The sequence below is a fragment of the Bradyrhizobium sp. genome, from assembly GCF_016462955.1.
GTDB lineage: Bacteria > Pseudomonadota > Alphaproteobacteria > Rhizobiales > Xanthobacteraceae > Bradyrhizobium.
In genome coordinates this window covers 1-17,997 of sequence record NZ_JAEMSD010000081.1, presented here as the reverse complement: position 1 = coordinate 17,997, position 17,997 = coordinate 1, and the positions used below count along the sequence as shown (strand labels likewise).

Genomic DNA, 17,997 nt, shown 5'->3' with positions numbered 1-17,997 from the left:
TCATCGCTGCAATCAGCGACCGCTCATCGCTGCAATCGGCTTCTTAACGGACGACTATCTCGCACGGGACTTCCGCCGGCAATAAGAGAGCTAACCGCTGGAGATTGTCGCTACTTCTCGCGTTTGCCTTATTGCTGCTCTACTCGCAAAGAGCATTTTCTCATGCAATCGTCATACAGTCCTCCCCGGCGGTCGATGCCAGTGTCGCCGCTGGCGACGTGGCAATCCGCCTTCGTTTCAACAGCCGCATCGATCATGCTCGTTCGAAGCTGCGGCTCTATACAGCCGATGGCAAAGAGATCATCTTGAAAACTGATCCAGATTTACCACACAGCCTCGAAGCGGACGCCAGAATTCTTGCGATTGGCGCCTGGCACCTGCGTTGGCAAGTCTTGAGCGTGGACGGTCACATCACCCGCGGCGATATTCCCTTCAGCGTCCGCTAAAGCTCGCTGTGTCATCCTTCCCTGAGATCTTTGGCTTTCTTTCGGTGATTCTGCGCGGCTTATTTCTCATCGCGCAATCTCTCACGCTTGGCGGCATCGGTTTTACAGTTTTGCTTTGGCAGCCCTTGAGCTTACGACTTTCGACTGAAAGCTCCGAAATAGGAAGGCGATGCCGTATCATCCTTGCCAATAGTAGCATCGCTTTCGCCATCTTCACGCTCAGCACTCTGATAGTCAACGCGGCGGTGCTTGCCGGTACCTTGGATCTCCCCTGGCGAGATACGCTCGATGCTGATTTCGCTCGGGCCGATATCGCCATCGCTGGCCGCGCTTTGCATCGGCCTCTTAAGCTGTGGACGAGAAAGCGGGTGGCGAACGGCAGCGCTGATCAGCTTCGCGGTCGCGGCTTTGGCCGGACAGCTTTCCTTGACCCATGCGGTGAGCCGCCCAGGTTTGCGCTGGCCCTATCTACTCGCAGATGCGTTGCATATGACCGGCGCAGCCATCTGGATCGGCGGCCTCCCCTATTTTCTTCTCGCGTTGGGTCTCTCTCGGGACGGCACCGATTGCAGAGTTGTTGGGCGACGTTATTCGGCTATATCGCTTACCTCTGTCACAGTCATCATTGGCAGTGGGATGCTGATGGCCTTCGGTTACATCGGCGTGCCTGAGGCGATCTATGGCACGGCTTGCGGTGTCATGGTGACGACCAAGATTGCACTTCTCCTCATGTTGCTCGGGCTCGGCGGAGCGAATTACCTCATCGTGGAAAAGCTACAGCGCGATCCGTCCACCTCCATTCTTCGTTTGAAGCGTTTCGCGGAGGCCGAGATCGGCATTGGCCTAACTGTCTTGCTGGCTGCAGCCTCGCTTACGTCCTTGCCTCCGGCAATCGGCCTTGTGCAGGACAGGGTTACCTGGCCGGAAATTGTCGAGCGCTTCTCGCCGCAATGGCCGCGCCTCACCAGCCCCAGCTCGGACCAACTGACGATTAACCAGTTGCAGGCCCAAATCGCTGAAGCGGATGCGCGGCGAATCCCAGGGCCCCGGGCTTATGTGCCTGGAGAAGGCATTATATTGCCCCGCAATGCGGAAGACGTGGCCTGGTCCGAATACAACCACCATTGGGCTGGCATTTTCGTCATGCTGATCGGCGTTCTCGCGTTGATTCAGCACTCCAGATGGGGCAGATGGGCTCGGCACTGGCCGCTGCTCTTCATGGCTCTGGCAGCCTTTTTGTTTTTCCGCGCAGATGAAGAAGCGTGGCCAATCGGTCAGATCGGCTTTTTCGAATCGATGCGCGATGTGGAGGTGGCGCAGCATCGAATATTTGAGCTGCTTATCGTACTTTTTCGAATGGAGAGTGCAAACGAGTCCCAAAAAAGACCAAAGGGCGACCCTGGCCTTTCCGCTGCTGGTTGCCATCGGAGGCGCGATGCTGCTTGCACATTCCCATGCTTAGTCATATCCACCGCCACGATTGCGAGCGACGACCGAGATCGTGGGATGAGCCGCCAGCCAGGCTTGGGCGGTCGCGGGCTCACGATCCGGCAGCAAGGTAACTACCCGGCGCCTTTCCGGGTTGCAGATGATGCTGGCGTATCGGTGATTGCGCCGCCAAGCCCAATCATCATCGCAGTGGACGCCGTGATACGCCTTGCTCCAAGCATTCCGCTCGCTGATTGCCGACCTTTACGGGCAACTGCTCCTCGACCAGATAGGGGTTCTCCGGCAGCGGCAGCAGTTGCCGCTATTCCTGAGCCAGGGCCTGCCGAATGGTCATGGTCCGATCCTCGGGACAGGGCCGGTCGGCCGCCTGGCCGCGACACCAGTGCTCGGCCTGGGCGTTCAGGTCGGCCAGATCGGTAAAGCTGCGCGCGGCGAAGAAGGCGTCGCGAACGTGACGAATCGCGCGTTCAACCCGGCCCTTCTCGTTGCCGCGGGCAACCGCCACGGGCCGGGGTTCGAAGCGATAGTGGCCCGCGAATGCCAGGAGCGTCGGATGAAAACGGATTGCCTCCCCCTGGCGCTCGAGCACCGCGCTCTTCAAATTATCGTAGAGCAGGACTCTCGGCACGCCGCACCAGGTATTGAAGGCGCCGACGTGGCCGCGCAAAAAGTTCTCCATTCGCGCATCGAGGAAGAAGCGCAGGTGGATGTCGCGCGAGTACGAAAGCACCATCACAAAGGCCATCAGCGGCCGGCGGGCGCGACTGATCTGTATATGGCCAAAGTGAGCCCAGTCGACCTGGCCCTGCTCGCCAGACAGCGTGCGCAGCCGCAGGTAGGCCTCGGCTGCTGGCCTTGGCCGATACAAGCTGATCAGTGTGATCAGGGCCGCCTGGTATCCGCGTTCGCGCACCATGGCATGCAGCCGGCTGGCGGTGATGTCGGGAAATTTGGTCAAGGTCTGCCGGATGAACGGCAGATAAGGGTCGATCATGGCGGAGCGCAACTGCGGCCCATGCCGGGGCGGTCCAGCCTGCGCAGCACGCGACGCACGGTCGTGTGATGCAAGTGGAGCTGGCGCGCGATGGTGCCGCAGCGCCACTTCTCGACGTGATGCAGGCGCAGAATCCGGGCCTCCAGTTCACCGGGATAGTCACGAACACGCTCCGTGGTCAGTCGGGTGGATCGAGGGAGGGCCTGCGACGTCGCACGAAGTCGAGCCGCACGAACGGTGGCAGCCGGCTGCAGCAGCGACAGCATCGTGATGAACGCGAATCGCTGTCGCCGCTGGGCCTTCGAGACATGCCGGTTGTCCGCCGGCGACAGCGATCGAGGCCGGCGGCACTACATCATCCATGGCCGGACAGGGTGAACCCTGATGCGTCACGATTTTATTGCGGGCCCGGTAACGTCGGGCGCGAGCCGCATGCAGATGGCGGCCGCGACGGGTGCGTTGATAGCGCCGGCCGGCGTCGCGCACGCTCGCCCGTCGCATCGTCCTGGAGCACTCGGCAGTGCAATAGCGCTGGCCGCGATCGCAACGGCCACAGATCAGCACCTGGGCCCGGCAACGGGCACACAAGAACAAGCGGCCTGCGGCCTGCATCGGCGATCCCCGGCAAATGCCGAAGACGAGGCCGACGTGAGGCTCGACGGATGCGCGATGGCCGCTATACTGCGCGCCACGCAATCCGCGGTCTGCCGATCACGCAGACTGTTGGTGGATTGGGTACAGGCGCGGCTCCGCTTCACTTTGCAGGGTTACGACGGCGCCGCGCCTGTTGGTCTGTTCAGGGACCCGTTCCCTATCCGCCGAGGCGGGGCGCTGCGCAACCCGGGGACAGCTCCCCGCCTCGGCTACCAGCCCGTCGTGGGGAAACAACGTCTTCCGCCATCCGCAAGGAAATAGCTTCCCGCCCAATCTCGCCGCGCGCACGATGTCGCCAGATTTACGCGGTTCTCGAAAGCCATTGATAGTGCGTCGATGCCGCGCCGCTCGATCGCGCCGAAAATCTTGGCGTAGACATAGCCAGCATCGGCGGTGACCGTTTTGATGTCGATGCTCGCGAAATGTCCGTGGCGCTCAGCTCGAGCCTGGTTCTCTGTACCCGAGGGATCCGGAAAGTCGTCGGGCTGCATCGGCGACCACCTTGCCCAAGACTCCATCTGGGCTTGCGTCCACCCGATTTGCTCGGCCGAAGACTGTCAAGGCCATGCAAAGGCTGCCGGTCACATCGAACACCGGAGCGCTCACCGCCCCATACCCGTCGCCGCCTCCATCAGACATGCAGGCAAATCCACGCGCCCGGGTTTCCTGGATCGCTCGAGCCAAGATGGCGCCATCGTGCGGGACGTTCAGCCTTCCCGATCGCCGATTCTGTTCGAGTTCGCGCTCGATCACTGTATCGGTTCTGGCGGCATCTTCGAACGAACAGAACAGTAGCCCAGTTGCGGAATAGGTCATCGGGCAATGATGGGTGAGCGCAATCGTCGTAGCGAACTCGTGGCGGGCCTCGATGATGCGGATCATCGTAGGTCCTTTCTCCCCCCAAACTGCCAGCGCGGCAGTTTCGCCGACTTGGTCGACGATTTCGCGTAAGGTCGCCTCCGCGAACCGGAGCGGCTCGAATCTCGAGAACCCCTTTAGGCCCAACTGTAGTGCGATTGGGCCAAGGTCATAGCGCGCCGATACTCCGTCGCGGGTAGCAAGACCGATCCGGATCAGACTCACCAGGTAGCGATGTGCTTTGGCGGACGGCATCCCAGCGCGCTGCGCCAGTTCCGCCAGCTTCAAAGGTCCGTCGGCTTGGATCAAGGCGTTCAGGATGTCGCCGGCGACTTCAACCGACTGGATCCCGAGTTGAGGCGACTCCGAGGCGCTTCTCCTTGTTTGCGCGCGATTCTCTCTCAGCATGCGACCGGCCTGCCCAAACCGAAGGTAATTGTCAAAACCAAAAAAGCCTCTTGACGCGTTTCGAGAAGGAAATAAGAATTACAATATAAGAATTATGTTACACAATATAAAATCTAGCTTTCGAAATGGATCGCACTTTGGGAGGAACGTCATGGTTGGAGGAGCGGTCTCCAGGCTCTTGGAAGGAGACGTCGCTTTCGTCACAGGCGCAGCCCAAGGTAATGGAGCTGCGATAGCGCGAGGAATGGCCGCCAGCGGTGCAAGCGTGATCGTTTCCGATCTGAATGCAGCAGGAGTTGGGGCGGTGGCCGAGGCTATAGTGAGCGCTGGCGGGAGAGCTGTCGGCATCGGATTGAACGTGGCAGACCGAGAGGCCTGTCAGGCGGCGGCGGCTCGCGCGGCAGAATTTTTCGGCGACATTTCGATCCTTGTGAACAATGCCGGCATCACTAGACGGACACCTCCCGACGATCCTGCTTTTCTCGACCACTTGGACGAACAGATAGCCATAAACGTCCGGGGCTGCGCCACCATGGCGATCTCGCTGCTTCCCCAACTCTTTCGCACGAAGGGCCGGATCCTCAATATCGGCTCGATCGCATCATTCGTTGCCTACCAGAATTCAGCGGCCTACGCGGCTTCGAAGGGCGCGGTGAAGCAATTGACGACGGCCCTGGCGGTCGATCTCGCAGAGCACGGCATCAGGGTCAACGGGATCGCGCCGGGCGTCATCGCCACGCCGATGACCGAAACGACGCGCGCCAATCCCGATGCCATCAATCGCTTCCTCCGTCACACGCCCATGGGGCGAGTGGGCGAACCCGACGAGTTGGTAGGCCCGGCCATCTTTCTGACCTCGCGGCTCTCCTCCTACGTCACCGGCGTCATGCTCCCGGTCGACGGTGGATATCTGGCGAACTGAGCGCAGCGTCCCGATCAAGAGCACAACGTCGACAGCAGGGAAGTTCGATGCCCGAAAGTCTTCTGGAATACGATCTCCTCGTCGCCGGATCGGGCGCAAGCGGACTCACGGCGGCCGTAGTCGCGGCCAAACACGGACTGAAGGTCATCGTCGTCGAGAAAGAGGCAGTCTTCGGCGGAACGACAGCCCTCTCCGGTGGCTACCTGTGGATACCCAATAATCATCTGGATGCGGCCGAAGGCATCAAGGATTCCATGGATGCCGCGCGGGCATACATGCGTCACGAAGCTGGCAATCACTACGACGCGGAGCGGGTCGAAGCCTTCCTCGAAGCCGGGCCGAAAATGGTCTCCTTCATGCAAGACAAGACGGCCGTCCGTTTCGAGGCTTCCCCTCTTTTTTCGGACTATCACCCCGATGCCCCAGGCGGAACACCTGGTGGCCGGTCGATACTCACGAAACCGGTGGATGCTAAAATTCTGGGCGAAGACATCGAGCGATTGCGGCCTCCGCGCCCCGAACTCACTCTGTTTGGTCTCGCCATTGGATCCGGTAAAGAGCTTTGGCACTTCTACCGAGCTACCCAGCGTCTGGAATCCTTTGTCTATGTGGCGCGCCGCCTTACGAAGTACGGTTTCGATCGGCTCCTAAAGGGACGAAGCCAGCTTCTGACGAATGGTAATGCTCTGGCCGCCAGGCTTTTCCGCTCCGCGCGAGATCTCGGAGTCGAGTTGTGGCTGGACAGTCCGGTTAAGGCCCTTCTTCAGGACGAGAATGGGGCCGTGACGGGTGCCGAGGTTCAGACGCCGAAAGGCTCTCGTCATATCGTCGCTCGTCACGGTGTAGTCTTGGCTTGCGGCGGATTTCCTCTGGATATTGCTCGTCGGCAAACGCTCTACGGCCACCGCGCGGATCTCGACGAGCATTGGTCTGCAGCCAGCCCGGGCAATACGGGCGATGGCATTCGTCTCGGGGAGACCGTCGGCGGAAACGCGGTGAAAGGCTATCCGAATGCGGCGGCTTGGGCTCCGACGAGCTTGGTGCCGCGCGAAGACGGCACCAAAGGACCGTTCCCTCACTTCATTGATCGCGGCAAACCTGGAGTGATCGCCGTCACGCGCGCGGGACATCGTTTCGTTAACGAGTCGAACAGCTATCATGACTTCGTCCAAGGCATGAAACACGCATGTTCGTCGGACAAGCCCGTCGAGGCATTTCTGATCGCCGATCACAAGACCATCCGAAAATACGGGTTGGGCCATGTGAAGCCGGCGCCCCTGCCGCTTGGTCCGTCAATCCGTTCGGGATATCTCATCGTCGGCGAAACGCTTGCCGACCTCGCTAACAATGCCGGCATCGAGGTTGGCGAGTTCGAAAGGACCATCGCCAAATGGAACGCCGACGTTCCCACCGGAACGGATTCGGTCTTCGGAAAAGGATCGACAGCGTACAATCGCTTTCATGGAGATCCAAAAGTCAAGCCGAACCCGTGTATGGCGCCGATCGCGAACGGCCCCTTTTACGCGGTTCGCGTCGTTCCCGGTGACATCGGTACCTTCGCAGGCCTACGCACCGACGCTCACGCACGAGTCATCGACGCGAACGGACGTCCGATTCCCCGGCTCTACGCAGTCGGCAACGATATGGCGAGCGTGCTGGGAGGCAACTATTCCGGTGGTGGCATCACGCTGGGTCCCGGAATGACTTTCGGGTACATCGCGGCCCTGCATGCTGCGGGCGCAAGATCTTGAACCGGGATCAATCGATAAACAAGGGGGAAATACCATGGTGATACGCAGAGCGCTTCTTGCGGCAGGTCTCATCGCGACAGTGATCCTCCCGGCTAACGCCGAGGACAAGGAGATCCGGATCGGTGCCTTGATGGCGGCAAGCGGTCCTGCAGCGTTCCTCGGCGCTTCGCAGAAAAACGTGTTTGAGCTGCTCGTCGAACAGATCAATGCCCGCGGTGGTATGTCAGGTTATAAGGTCAAGCCCTTCTTCTATGACACTGAGGGCAACGGAACCCTCGCGGCACAGCAGTTCAGGCGCCTCGCAGATTCCGACAACGTCTCGGTCGTAATCGGTCCGTCGACCACGGGCGAAAGTCTCGCCATCCGGTCGGTTGCGAACGAGATGAAGGTGCCGCTGATTTCGATGGCCGGCGCCGAAACCGTTGTCGTGCCGCCTACACCGTTTGTGTTCAAGACGCCGCCCACCGATCGCATCGTCGCCGAGCATCTTCTGGATTTTATGAAGAGCAAGGGCATCCATTCCATCGGTCTGCTGTCTTCGAACGACGGATATGGTCAGGCGGGTGCCAGCGTGGTGAAGGAAGTCGCCAGCAAGACCGGAATGAAGATAGTCGCAGCCGAGGAATTCGGACCGCGCGATACGGACATGACACCGCAAGTTCTCAAGATTCGATCGAGCGGCGCCGACGCGCTTCTTATCTGGAGCGTGAACCCCGGCCCGACGATCATCCTCAAGAACGCCGCCGCCGTCGGCTTCAACAAACCAATCTATAATTCTTATGGAGCTGCAAGCCCTCAGTTGATCGAGCAGGCCGGTGCGGCCGCGGAGAACTCGTTCGTATCTTCCATGCGTCTCCTTGCACCGGAGAGCCTTCCCGCGGACGATCCCATGCGTGCCGTGGTCAGCAAGCTCGCGGAGGACTACAAAACCAAATACAAGTCGGACGCCACGACGTTCATCGGTCATCCAGCCGACGCGCTCAGGCTTGTAGAGGAGGCGGTGAAAAAGACCGGCAGCATTGATCGCGCGAAACTCGCCGAAGCGATGGCCGACGGCATTAGCTTCCCGGGGGCGAACGGCATATTTAAGTTCACGGCTGACAACCACAACGGCCTCGATGCGTCGTCTCAGTCAATGGTCATGCTCAAGATTCAGAACGGGAAGTTCGTCGTGGTGAAGTGATCGGCGCGGCCGACCGCACACGCGTCACCCGGCTACCCTCCGAAGGATTCGATGGATATGTTTCTCCAAGTGGTGGTCTCCGGCATCGTCGTAGGCTGCGTCTACGGCATGGCTGCGTTGGGCTTCACCATCGTCTACAATGCGACTAAAATCATCAATTTTGCCAACGGCGAATTTATGATGCTTGGTGGAGTGCTTCTGGCGGGACTCGTCGCCGCCGCGAAAGTGCCGATCCCGGTCGGAATCCTTGCCGCGATTGCCGGATGCGCGCTCGTCGGGTGGGTCCTGCAGCGCGGCGTGCTCGATGGGGCGCGAAACTCAGATCCCCTCACGCTCGTCATGTTGACGATCGGGTCGGCATTGGCATTGCGGGGCGCCGCTGCTCTCGCCTTCGGCAGGGATGTCAGCTTCGTGCCGGAATTCGGCGTGCTCCCGCTCGTGCTGCTCGGCAATGTCTACATCCCTAGCCAAGGGCTTTGGATCATTATGGTTCTCGTCGTCGTCAGCGCGGCGCTCTGGTACGTTTTTTCCCGGACGATGCTGGGAAAGGCCATGCGTGCCGCGAGCCAGGAACCTCGGGCGGCCGCGCTTTGCGGAATAGAACCCAGGCGGACGGCGGCTCTGGCCATGATCATGGCCGGCTCCATCGGGGGTCTCGCGGGGGCGATGCTCGCTCCGATGTCCGCGGCATTCTACGAAAACGGCATTTTTCTCGGACTGAAAGGCTTTGCGGCCGCTGTCGCCGGGGGATTAGGCAATCCGCTGGGCGCCGTCGTAGGTGGCCTGTTGATAGGCCTCGTCGAGAGCCTCACCTCGGGATTCGTGGCATCTGGCTTCAAGGATGCGGTAAGCTTTATGCTTCTCATACTCGTGTTGATCCTGCGGCCTCAGGGGCTCGTCGGAAAAGCCGTCGTGCGCAGGGTCTGACGATGACACTGCACAAGACTTCGAGGCTGCGTCGCGACTGGCAGATTTTGGCGTTGGTAGCCGCTTTACTCGCACTCGTCGAATTCTGCGTATCGAGCCAATTTCACCGTTCGGTCATCATCTTGTCGATGATTCATTCGGTTGCGGCCGTCGGGCTGACTTTGCTTGTCGGCTACGCCGGCCAAGTATCGCTCGGACACGGAGCCTTCGTTGGGATCGGTGCCTACACCGTAGCGTTCTGTCTACAGCGGCTGGGATTGCCTGTCGTGTTCGCGCTGGCCGCAGCGGTCGTACTACCCGGCATCCTCGGATTTTTGATCGCTCGTCCAATCCTGAGATTGTCGGGACATAACCTCGCTCTCGGTACGTTAGCGCTGGGTGCGGTCTTCTACGTGGTAGCAGCACAGGTGCGCGATGTGACCGGCGGGCTCGATCCGGGGATCGTCGATCTGCCGAGCATGGCCTTCGCGGGTCTCGCCCACGAGCGCGTGGTCTTCTGGCTGTCGATTTTCGCGCTCTGCCTTGCCGCAGCGATAGCAGCCAGTATCGTCGACGGTCGGTTCGGACGGGGATTGATGATCCTGCGATCGTCGGAGCTCGTCGCCGAATGCATAGGCATGAACACGGCGCGGGCGAAGTCCATGATTTTCGCCGTTTCCGCCTCGCTCGCTGGCTTGTCTGGAGGGCTCCTGGCGCTCTATCTCCGCTCGTTCAATGCTTCCGCCTTCGGCGTCGGTCTTTCCATTGAGCTTCTAATGATGGTGATCGTCGGCTCATTGTCCACGATCTGGGGAGCCATGTTCGGCTCCTTCGCTATCATAGTCCTGCCGAACCTCCTCGAAGGATTTGATCAAGCCAAGCAAGTGGTCTATGGGGTCGCGATGATCTTGATCATGTTGTTCGCGCCGAACGGCTTGGGCGAGACCTTATTCCGCGTTTTCACGTTCCGGCGGAAGTCGGCATGACGCTCCAAGCGACCCTTGAAATCGCTGGCGTTTCCAAAAGCTTCGGCGGTGTCCACGCCGTTGCAGACGTGTCGTTTTTCATGGCGCGCGGCGAGGTGACTGCCTTGATCGGTCCGAACGGGGCCGGAAAAACGACATTGATCAACCTCCTCACGGGTGTTCTCCCGGCCGACCGAGGAACGATACGCCTCGAGGGACGCGATCTTGCGGGAACGCCCGCATATATGCGTGCTAGGGCCGGAATCGCCCGCACCTACCAAACGCCGCAGATGGCCCAGGGCATGAGCGTTCTGATGAACGTCATGGCGGGCGCCTATCGCTTCGGAAAGCATGGCCTGCTGGGTTCTCTACTCCGCCCATGGCTTGTCATGGCCGACAACGAAGAACTTGCCGAACGCGCCGGCACATGCCTCGCGCGGGTAGGGGTCTCCGAGGAATGGTGGGGGCGGCCTGCGGCCGATCTGCCGTACGGCCATCAGCGCCGGGTCGAAATCGCGCGCGCACTCGCGCAAGACCCGAAACTTCTGCTGCTCGACGAACCGGCAGCAGGGCTCAACCGGAGCGAGGCGGATGAACTCGCTTCACTCCTCGTGAGCATCGCCGCCGATGGCCGTGCCGTCCTGCTAGTGGAACACGATATGGGAATGGTGATGTCGATTTCGTCCCACATCGTCGTGCTGAACTTCGGGCGAAAGCTGGCCGAAGGAGCGCCAGAAACCATCAAGGCCGATAAGGATGTAATCGCGGCATATCTCGGGATAGTCGAGGAAGTCGCATGACGGCCCTCATGGAGGTCGACGGCCTGCGGGCGGGATATGGATCGGTCGAAGTATTGCACGGCGTTTCGCTCTCGGTGCGAGAAGGCGAAATCCTGGCGCTCGTCGGAGCGAACGGCGCAGGGAAATCGACGCTACTGAACACTATCTCCGGTTTCATCCGCCCCAGCGACGGCGACATTCTCTGCCGCGGACACTCTATTCTCGGTAGGGCGCCGGCAGTCATCGCTCGTGCCGGGATAAGACACGTGCCGGAGGGGAGAAGGATCTTCGCCGAACTCGCCGTCGAGGAAAACCTGATGCTCGGCGGGTACGGCCTAGACCGAGAGCGAGTGCTGGAGCGGATGAAATGGGTCTACGAGCTCTTTCCGAGGTTGATCGAACGACGCTCGCAGGCTGCGGGCACGATGTCGGGCGGTGAGCAGCAGATGCTCGCGATCGGTAGAGCCTTGATCGCAGATCCGAAGCTATTGATGCTGGACGAGCCCTCGATGGGCCTGGCTCCCATCGTCGTCGCGGAGATATTCAAGCTCATCGTTAAGCTGCGCGACGCCCACGGGCTAGGCATTCTTCTGGTTGAGCAGAATGCGCACGCGGCGTTACGCATTGCCGACCAGGCATGCGTTCTTTCCCTGGGTTGTGTCGTCAAGCAAGGCACGGGCGCGGCGCTGCTTTCGGATCAGACCTTCATCGAAGCGTTTCTGGGAGGACGATCGAGCGTCTGAATGTGCGTAGATTTCATAGTCGACGATGATCTGGTTTTCGGCTTCTTGCAGCTTGATCATCTTGCCGAACTCGTTGGGCTTGCCGGCCTTGCCCTTGCGGATGACCTCGGTCGACGGCTCGAACACGTTCAGAATCTTGCCCTCGACATGGGTGTCGCCATGGAAGAGGCGCGCCCGGGTCTGACGCATCACCTGCCGCACCAGCGGCACCATCTCCTCAAGCTCCGCGCGCAGGCCCTCCAGCGCGATTGCTGCAGAACATCCGCCGATCGCTTTACGCCTTGCGATATCTCCGCCGAGAACCGCTTCGCCTGTCCTGCGACCCGGCTCGTCGTATCGAGCAAGCGACGATACCGCCGCTGCAGCCGGTCCCGGTTGAGCGGGACCTTGGCGCGCGCTATTCGCGCGATCTCGAACAGACTGCAGCTTCACGCTCCGGCTGCGGTCATGCAGCTTGGTTCCGGCCGCGCCGACGATCCCCGTGATCTTCTTCATGGTCCGGGTTAACACCCCACACTCCGTCCCCCAGCAGCGTGCTGTCGGTCGGATAGTGGATGTTGGTCTCCACGACGATCGTGTCCACGCGCATCCGCCGTCTCGCGATGACGCCGTTCTCATGGGCAAGCTTCACGACCCGATCATGAACCTGCCTGAGCACTTGAGGGCCGACCGCCAGGCCCCATCGGCGCATGGTTGCGGATTCCAACGCAGCCGGCCATGCGTTCCAATTCGAAGCCGGCCAGGTATTCCGATCTGAAGCCGGCCACCCGTGGCGTCTTTTGCGCGGCGGCGATCAAGGTGAGACTTCGTATTGCCTCACCCAAGTTTGTTCCCGAGCCTATTTTCGTTTATTCCTGTCAAGTGAGGCGATGCCGCGCATCGCGCAATTGTCCTTTCCGGCATGGCAGCCCGATGGCGGCGCGCGCAGGCGCCGTCAAGGTTGGCCGTCGGATCGACCTGGAGGCTGGGGCCGAAGTCGACAGGCCACACCTTGACGGTGACGAGCACGACGCCACGCTCGGTCCATCCGGATGGACTTTAGGTTTGCAAACCTGCGGCTGATGTTGGCTCCGGACGCTGTGCGTCTGCGAGAGTAGCTTCGGAGGCTCCCAGATCTCGCCCGAACACGAGTTCATGTGCCATGGCGCTACGCCAGATCTTTAGGCGCCGTTGCACTGTGCGTACAAGCCCGTCCGGATATTCTCCGGGGTACTCGGCCTGCAATCGGTCGAGCAACTGACGACCGGACAAGGACGGATCGGCGTCGAACCAGGAATGCAGATCATTGGTCACCGCGACGAGAGGGTCGAGACGGCGCCGGCCGCGCTTTGCTTTCAGCTTCGGCTGAGATGTCGGACGAATCTCCCCACCTTGCCAGGCGGTGCGCAGCCCGGCGACGAAGCTGTCGAGCGGCACCGTCGGCTCCGACCTCGAGGCCGCGATCGACGCGTTGTCCGCCGCGTCCGCGAGCGGAGAAGTGCTCGTTGTGCGCTGCGTATCTCGGCCAATAGCCGGACCGGATCGAGATCGGCACGAAGCTCGGCGATGCGCTGGCGCGATACGGCGTCCACACGACCATCAGTCAGCAGTCGGTCGCACGGCGTCAGCGGCTTGTGATAGCGCTTCTTCACCTGGGCACCGTTGCGCGTCTTCTCAGCGAGCTTGAAGCACGGCTGGAAGGCATTCACGAACAGTCGAGCCGGCGCGTAGAGCTTCGCCAGTTGCTCGGCTGCCGCGACCCCTTCGTATCGGCGATATCCGACCATTCGCCGAACGATGTCGCCGTTCTTCTGCTCAACGTGCGCCTGATCGTTCTTACGATACGGCCGACATCGCGTGAACTCGATCTTCTCCGTCGCGCAGTAGTCACGTACTGTCTCGTTGATGAACACTGTATCGTTGTCGGTGTCGAAGCCCAGCAACGGGAATGGAAGCCTACGGCGGACCTCGCGAAGTACATCCACCAGCACGGTCTGCTCGCGAACCACGAGCGGCGCCAGCTCAGTCCAGCCCGATGCGATATCCGTGATCACCAGCGTCTGCACGAAAGACCCACGCGTCACCGGACCAGAATGTGCGAAAAGATCCGCTTCCACGTATCCAGGAGGTGGATCGCGCCAGTCCGAGAATGTGCGCACAGGGATCGAGCGGCGAATCGTTGAGATGGCACCCGCTCGCCTACGCTTTGGGCTGCACTGCTCGCGCTGGGGCCGCAGCCCTCGATCAATCGTGGCCGCGCTCATCCACAAGAGAGATGTACGTACTTCGGCGGTGAGCGCCAGATGGCCGTGGCGCTCCATCGCCTCGATCAGTGTCGGTATGATCGCCTTCAAGCGCTTGCCGCATACTCGGTCCGACGCCTCCCAAAGCACAATCAGCGCCCCGCGCTCGGCTTCTCCGTAGATACGCCGTGACGGCCGTGATGCCTACGCTTGCTTTGGGCCGGACCAGCACGCAATACGCGCATCGCGTGCTTCCGGTGATAACCTGCCGCAGCGGCAAACTCGTCGATGATCCTCTTCTTGTCAGGCCGACTGCTTCCTCTGTAGCGCTCGCTCACTGTCAGCAACTCGTCCACGGCCAAGGCGGGGTTCCCGAAAGCGAGTGCCTATCGGATCGAGGGCGACTCGCGCCTGCCATCGCAGAAGAAGACGCCGCGGGGCCGGCGCCGGTCCGATCCGCTCGCGCCTTATTGGGAGACCGAGATCGTCCCGATCCTGAAGGCTGCGCCCGGCATCCGCGTGATCGGCGTGCTGGACGAGCTGCGCCGACGGCATCCCGACCTAGCCCCCAACATCCGACGCACGCTGGAGCGGCGCATCAATGCCTGGCGGGGCTCAACGGCCCCGAACAGGACGTGATCTTCCGCCAGGAGCACGAGCCCGGCCGCCTGGGTTTGTCCGACTTCACCGGCACGAGCGCGCTCGGCATCACCATCGCGAGTGAGGCTTGGCTCTATCACTTCCGGCTGGCGTTGTCCGGCTTCGAGCATGCCCATGTCGTACTCGGCGGCGAAAGCTTCGTCGCCCTGGCCGAGGGCCTGCAGAACGCCCTGTGGGCGCTCGGCGGCGTGCCGCGGGAGCATCGCATCGACAGCCTGTCGGCGGCGTTCCGCAATCTGGCGGCCGATGCGCGGGAGGATCTGACACAGCGCTACGCCGGACTGATGGGCCATTACGGCGTGGCGCCAACGCGCAACAATGCAGGCATCTCATTTCAAGCTAGCCCTGGAGGATGCGCTGCTGCTGCGGGGCACGCGCGACTTCGCCAGTCTCGATGACTACCGGGCTTTTGTCGACGAGATTGTCGGCCGGCGCAACGCCAACCTCGCCACGCTCGTGGAGAAGACCCCTGATGCCGATCTCTTGCGCGAAATGATCGGCTTTGCCGCCCAGCGGCTGATGGAGCTGGAAGTCGAAGGCCAGGCCGGTGCAGCCTACGGCGAGAAGAACCCCGAGCGTCTGGCCCAGCGCAACGGCTACCCCGCGACCGGATCTGGGAAACCCGGGCCGGCACCGTCGAGCTTCGCATCCCCAAGCTGGGCAAGGGCTCCTACTTCCCGGGTTTCCTGGAGCCGCGCCGGATGGCAGAGAAGGCGCTCACCGCCGTGGTCCAGGAAGCCTATGTGCAAGGCGTTTCGACCCGCTCGGTCGACGATCTGGTGCAGGCGATGGGGATGAGTGGCATCTCCAAGAGCCAGGTAAGCCCGCTCTGTGCGAAGATCGACCACAAGGTGAAGGCGTTCCTCGCCCGTCCGATCGAGGGTGACTGGCCGTATCTGTGGATCGATGCTACCTACGTGAAGGTGCGCCAGAATGGCCGCATCGTGTCGGTCGCAGTCATCGTCGCGGTCGGCGTCAACAGCGACGGCCGGCGCGAAGTTCTCGGCATGGACATTGGCCCGTCCGAGGCCGAGACGTTCTGGACGGCGTTCCTGCGCAAGCTCGCCGCCGCGGCTTGAGTGGTGTCAAGTTGGTTGTCTCCGAAGCCCATGAGGGTATCAAGGCCACCGTCGCCAAGGTGCTCAATGCCAGTTGGCCAGCGGTGCCACGTCCACTTCATGCGCAACGCACTGGCCCATGCCGGCAAGAGCGGCCGGCGCGTCGTCTCCGCCTTCATCGCCACCGCGTTCGCCCAGGACGATGCCGAGGCCCGCTCGCATGCAGTGGCGCAAGGTCGCTGACCAGCTCCGTCCCAAGCTGCCCAAGCTTGCCGGCTTCCTGGACGAGGCCGAGACCGATGTGCTAGCCTACATGACCTTCCCGCTCGACCAATCCGATCGAACGCCTGAACGGCGAGATTAAGCGCCGGACCGAGGTCGTCGGCATCTTCCCCAATGAAGATGCCATCGTTCGCCTCATCGCGATCCTGCTCGAGCAAAACGATGAATGGGCCGTCCAGCGCGCCCGCTACATGACGCTGGAAACCATCGCGCCATTGAGCGATGATCCCACCGTCAGCCTTCCGGCGATCGCCAGCTGACCTGCCCCGGCTCTTGCCGGTGAACGCGGTCTCCCGCCGCCAGCTACACCACGCAACGGGGCACGATCTGTTGGAGCGGGTTGGAACCTAAAGACGTCTACCTGCGGGATTCAAGTCCCAGTGCGGGCAGATCGTTCGGGCGACTAATAATGGCCAACAAAGAAGAGCCAAAGCGAGGACATCGAGGAGCAGCGCAGACTGATCGAAAAGCTTCGACGCAAGAAAAGTTAAGGTGGCCCAAGTTGGCTGCGACCTGTTTCGGCCAGCCTCACCTTGCCGAGCAAGTCGCGAGGGTGTCCAGAAGGATGTATAAGTATGTGAGTTTACCTGTGAGGGGAGACTCACATGAGGACTGATTCGACGATCACTCCTGAACTGCTTGACCAGCTTCTGGCGAACTACAGCAAGCCAGAGGACCTGACTGGCGAGAACGGGCTGTTCAAACAGCTCAAGAAGGCCTTGATTGAGCGTGCGCTCGGCGCGGAGCTGACCGAGCAGGCAGCTTCGAGCCGCAGTTCGTCACCAAGGGGCAGACCCGGTTTGATGGCTTCGACGACAAGATCCTAAGCCTCTACGCCCGCGGCATGACGGTGCGGGAGATCCAAGGCCACCTGGCCGAGCTCTACGGCACCGAGGTCTCGCCCGATATGATCAGCCGGGTGACCGACGCCGTCCTCGATGAGGTTCGGGAATGGCAGAGCCGGCCGCTCGACGCGTCTACGCGATCGTGTTCTTCGATGCGATGCGGGTCAAAATTCGTGACTAGGGCCTGGTCAAGAACAAGGCAGTTACGCCGCGCTGGCCTACAACAGCGACGGCGAGAAGGACGTGCTCGGGCTCTGGATCGAGCAGACCGAAGGCGCCAAGTTCTGGTTGCGGGTCGTCAACGAACTCAAGACACGTGGCGTCAACGACATCCTGATCGCCGTGGTCGACGGGCTGAAGGGCTTTCCGGAAGCGATCACCTCGGTCTACCCGCAGACCCTGGTGCAGACTGCATCGTGCACCTGATCCGCAACAGCCTTGCCTTCGTCTCCTGGAAGGACCGTAAGGCGATCCTGCCCTCGATCAAGACGATCTATCGGGCCGAGAGCGCCGACGCGGCGGCGCTCAGGCTTGCGGAGTTCGAGGCCGAATGGGGCAAGCGCTATCCCGCAATCGGCCAGATCTGGCGCAATGCGTGGAGCATGTGGTGCCATTCTTCGCCTTCGCTCCAAGCATCCGCAAGATGATCTACACGACCAATGCGGTCGAGGCGCTGCATCGTTCGCTGCGCAAGATCATCAAGACCCCCGCCAGCTTCCCGACCCGACGAGGCGGCGCTCAAACTGATGTTCCTCGCCATCAGGAACGCCGGCGTTCATTGGCGGCGGCCGGTCGAGTGGACCGCCGCAATGGGCCAGTTCGCCATCCACTTTGGCGCTCGGTTTCCAGGAACCGCCCGCTGATGAGCACAA

At 61.3% G+C, this 17,997-nt stretch carries 14 protein-coding genes and 7 pseudogenes; 14 read left to right on the top strand and 7 right to left on the bottom strand.

The features are described 5' to 3' along the window. Positions 1–104 precede the first annotated feature (104 nt). Both JHD07_RS11630 and JHD07_RS39770 read left to right on the top strand, forming a co-directional pair. The gene (locus JHD07_RS11630) at positions 105–446 is read left to right on the top strand and encodes a copper resistance CopC family protein (RefSeq protein WP_028139113.1); all 342 of its coding nucleotides are present in this window, start codon (positions 105–107) and stop codon (positions 444–446) included. 288 nt (positions 447–734) lie between these two features. After that, positions 735–1,259: pseudogene (locus tag JHD07_RS39770) on the top strand (CopD family protein); the annotation flags it as partial. 651 nt (positions 1,260–1,910) lie between these two features. On the opposite strand, the pseudogene JHD07_RS11620 reads toward JHD07_RS39770, so the two are convergent. From JHD07_RS11620 to JHD07_RS11600, 5 genes and pseudogenes are all read right to left on the bottom strand, one after another. Then, positions 1,911–2,078: pseudogene (locus JHD07_RS11620) on the bottom strand (ISL3 family transposase); the annotation flags it as partial. Positions 2,079–2,196: 118 nt separating this feature from the next. Further along, on the bottom strand, positions 2,197–2,889 hold the full coding sequence (istA, locus tag JHD07_RS11615; protein WP_245265958.1) for an IS21 family transposase: 693 nt from the start codon (positions 2,887–2,889) through the stop codon (positions 2,197–2,199). Beyond that, positions 2,886–3,155 carry a helix-turn-helix domain-containing protein gene (locus tag JHD07_RS11610; RefSeq protein WP_210163721.1) on the bottom strand — a complete coding sequence of 90 codons (270 nt, stop codon included), beginning with the start codon at positions 3,153–3,155 and terminating at the stop codon, positions 2,886–2,888. Before JHD07_RS11610 ends, istA begins: the two co-directional genes overlap by 4 nt. 597 nt (positions 3,156–3,752) lie before the next feature. After that, on the bottom strand, positions 3,753–4,034 hold the full coding sequence (locus JHD07_RS11605) for a hypothetical protein (RefSeq protein WP_155248752.1): 282 nt from the start codon (positions 4,032–4,034) through the stop codon (positions 3,753–3,755). Next, a complete protein-coding gene (locus JHD07_RS11600) occupies positions 3,979–4,809 on the bottom strand; it encodes an IclR family transcriptional regulator (protein ID WP_024342764.1) in 831 nt (276 codons plus the stop codon). Before JHD07_RS11600 ends, JHD07_RS11605 begins: the two co-directional genes overlap by 56 nt. 151 nt (positions 4,810–4,960) lie before the next feature. Here JHD07_RS11600 and JHD07_RS11595 point away from each other — a divergent pair, with 151 nt between their 5' ends. From JHD07_RS11595 to JHD07_RS11565, 7 genes are read left to right on the top strand one after another with little or no spacing between them, the layout of a single operon-like run. Then, entirely contained in the window at positions 4,961–5,731 is a 771-nt protein-coding gene (locus tag JHD07_RS11595) for a glucose 1-dehydrogenase (RefSeq protein ID WP_024342765.1), read from the top strand. A gap of 47 nt (positions 5,732–5,778) precedes the next feature. Further along, positions 5,779–7,482: an FAD-dependent oxidoreductase gene (locus JHD07_RS11590; protein WP_024342766.1), complete on the top strand. Its 1,704-nt coding sequence runs from the start codon at positions 5,779–5,781 to the stop codon at positions 7,480–7,482. Then, the gene (locus JHD07_RS11585; RefSeq protein WP_080654978.1) at positions 7,460–8,665 is read left to right on the top strand and encodes an ABC transporter substrate-binding protein; all 1,206 of its coding nucleotides are present in this window, start codon (positions 7,460–7,462) and stop codon (positions 8,663–8,665) included. The genes JHD07_RS11590 and JHD07_RS11585 overlap by 23 nt, the downstream gene beginning before the upstream one ends. 51 nt (positions 8,666–8,716) lie before the next feature. Further along, positions 8,717–9,592 (top strand): branched-chain amino acid ABC transporter permease, encoded by an 876-nt coding sequence (locus tag JHD07_RS11580; protein WP_024342768.1) that lies wholly within the window; start codon positions 8,717–8,719, stop codon positions 9,590–9,592. Between the two features lie 2 nt (positions 9,593–9,594). Next, complete coding sequence (locus JHD07_RS11575; RefSeq protein WP_024342769.1) at positions 9,595–10,557, top strand: branched-chain amino acid ABC transporter permease; 963 nt, start codon at positions 9,595–9,597, stop codon at positions 10,555–10,557. After that, positions 10,554–11,336, top strand: a complete 783-nt coding sequence (locus JHD07_RS11570; RefSeq protein WP_291622077.1) for an ABC transporter ATP-binding protein — start codon at positions 10,554–10,556, stop codon at positions 11,334–11,336. Before JHD07_RS11575 ends, JHD07_RS11570 begins: the two co-directional genes overlap by 4 nt. Continuing rightward, positions 11,333–12,058 (top strand): ABC transporter ATP-binding protein, encoded by a 726-nt coding sequence (locus tag JHD07_RS11565; RefSeq protein WP_028139116.1) that lies wholly within the window; start codon positions 11,333–11,335, stop codon positions 12,056–12,058. Before JHD07_RS11570 ends, JHD07_RS11565 begins: the two co-directional genes overlap by 4 nt. 6 nt (positions 12,059–12,064) lie before the next feature. On the opposite strand, the pseudogene JHD07_RS11560 reads toward JHD07_RS11565, so the two are convergent. Then, a pseudogene (locus JHD07_RS11560) lies at positions 12,065–12,761 on the bottom strand (ISNCY family transposase); the annotation flags it as partial. 335 nt (positions 12,762–13,096) lie between these two features. Then, positions 13,097–14,642 (bottom strand): annotated as a pseudogene (locus JHD07_RS11555) (transposase family protein). On the opposite strand from JHD07_RS11555, the pseudogene JHD07_RS11550 reads away from it, so the two are divergent. The 5 genes and pseudogenes from JHD07_RS11550 to JHD07_RS11540 all read left to right on the top strand — a co-directional run. After that, positions 14,632–15,381 (top strand): annotated as a pseudogene (locus JHD07_RS11550) (IS21 family transposase); the annotation flags it as partial. The pseudogenes JHD07_RS11555 and JHD07_RS11550 overlap by 11 nt on opposite strands. 170 nt (positions 15,382–15,551) lie before the next feature. Beyond that, a pseudogene (locus tag JHD07_RS39765) lies at positions 15,552–16,241 on the top strand (transposase). Continuing rightward, positions 16,219–16,362, top strand: a complete 144-nt coding sequence (locus JHD07_RS39760; RefSeq protein ID WP_283805292.1) for a hypothetical protein — start codon at positions 16,219–16,221, stop codon at positions 16,360–16,362. Before JHD07_RS39765 ends, JHD07_RS39760 begins: the two are co-directional and overlap by 23 nt. Beyond that, positions 16,337–16,540 (top strand): transposase, encoded by a 204-nt coding sequence (locus JHD07_RS39755; RefSeq protein WP_366864308.1) that lies wholly within the window; start codon positions 16,337–16,339, stop codon positions 16,538–16,540. Before JHD07_RS39760 ends, JHD07_RS39755 begins: the two co-directional genes overlap by 26 nt. A 345-nt stretch (positions 16,541–16,885) precedes the next feature. Then, positions 16,886–17,988: pseudogene (locus JHD07_RS11540) on the top strand (IS256 family transposase). Positions 17,989–17,997 lie beyond the last annotated feature (9 nt).

Excerpts from the sequence above, each read along its gene's own strand:
- istA (WP_245265958.1), bottom strand. The coding sequence starts at position 2,889 with ATGATCGACCCTTATCTGCCGTTCATCCGGCAGACCTTGACCAAATTT.
- JHD07_RS11610 (WP_210163721.1), bottom strand. The coding sequence starts at position 3,155 with ATGCTGTCGCTGCTGCAGCCGGCTGCCACCGTTCGTGCGGCTCGACTT.
- JHD07_RS11605 (WP_155248752.1), bottom strand. The coding sequence starts at position 4,034 with ATGCAGCCCGACGACTTTCCGGATCCCTCGGGTACAGAGAACCAGGCT.
- JHD07_RS11600 (WP_024342764.1), bottom strand. The coding sequence starts at position 4,809 with ATGCTGAGAGAGAATCGCGCGCAAACAAGGAGAAGCGCCTCGGAGTCG.
- JHD07_RS11595 (WP_024342765.1), top strand. The coding sequence starts at position 4,961 with ATGGTTGGAGGAGCGGTCTCCAGGCTCTTGGAAGGAGACGTCGCTTTC.
- JHD07_RS11590 (WP_024342766.1), top strand. The coding sequence starts at position 5,779 with ATGCCCGAAAGTCTTCTGGAATACGATCTCCTCGTCGCCGGATCGGGC.
- JHD07_RS11585 (WP_080654978.1), top strand. The coding sequence starts at position 7,460 with ATGCTGCGGGCGCAAGATCTTGAACCGGGATCAATCGATAAACAAGGG.
- JHD07_RS11580 (WP_024342768.1), top strand. The coding sequence starts at position 8,717 with ATGGATATGTTTCTCCAAGTGGTGGTCTCCGGCATCGTCGTAGGCTGC.
- JHD07_RS11575 (WP_024342769.1), top strand. The coding sequence starts at position 9,595 with ATGACACTGCACAAGACTTCGAGGCTGCGTCGCGACTGGCAGATTTTG.
- JHD07_RS11570 (WP_291622077.1), top strand. The coding sequence starts at position 10,554 with ATGACGCTCCAAGCGACCCTTGAAATCGCTGGCGTTTCCAAAAGCTTC.
- JHD07_RS11565 (WP_028139116.1), top strand. The coding sequence starts at position 11,333 with ATGACGGCCCTCATGGAGGTCGACGGCCTGCGGGCGGGATATGGATCG.
- JHD07_RS39760 (WP_283805292.1), top strand. The coding sequence starts at position 16,219 with ATGCAGTGGCGCAAGGTCGCTGACCAGCTCCGTCCCAAGCTGCCCAAG.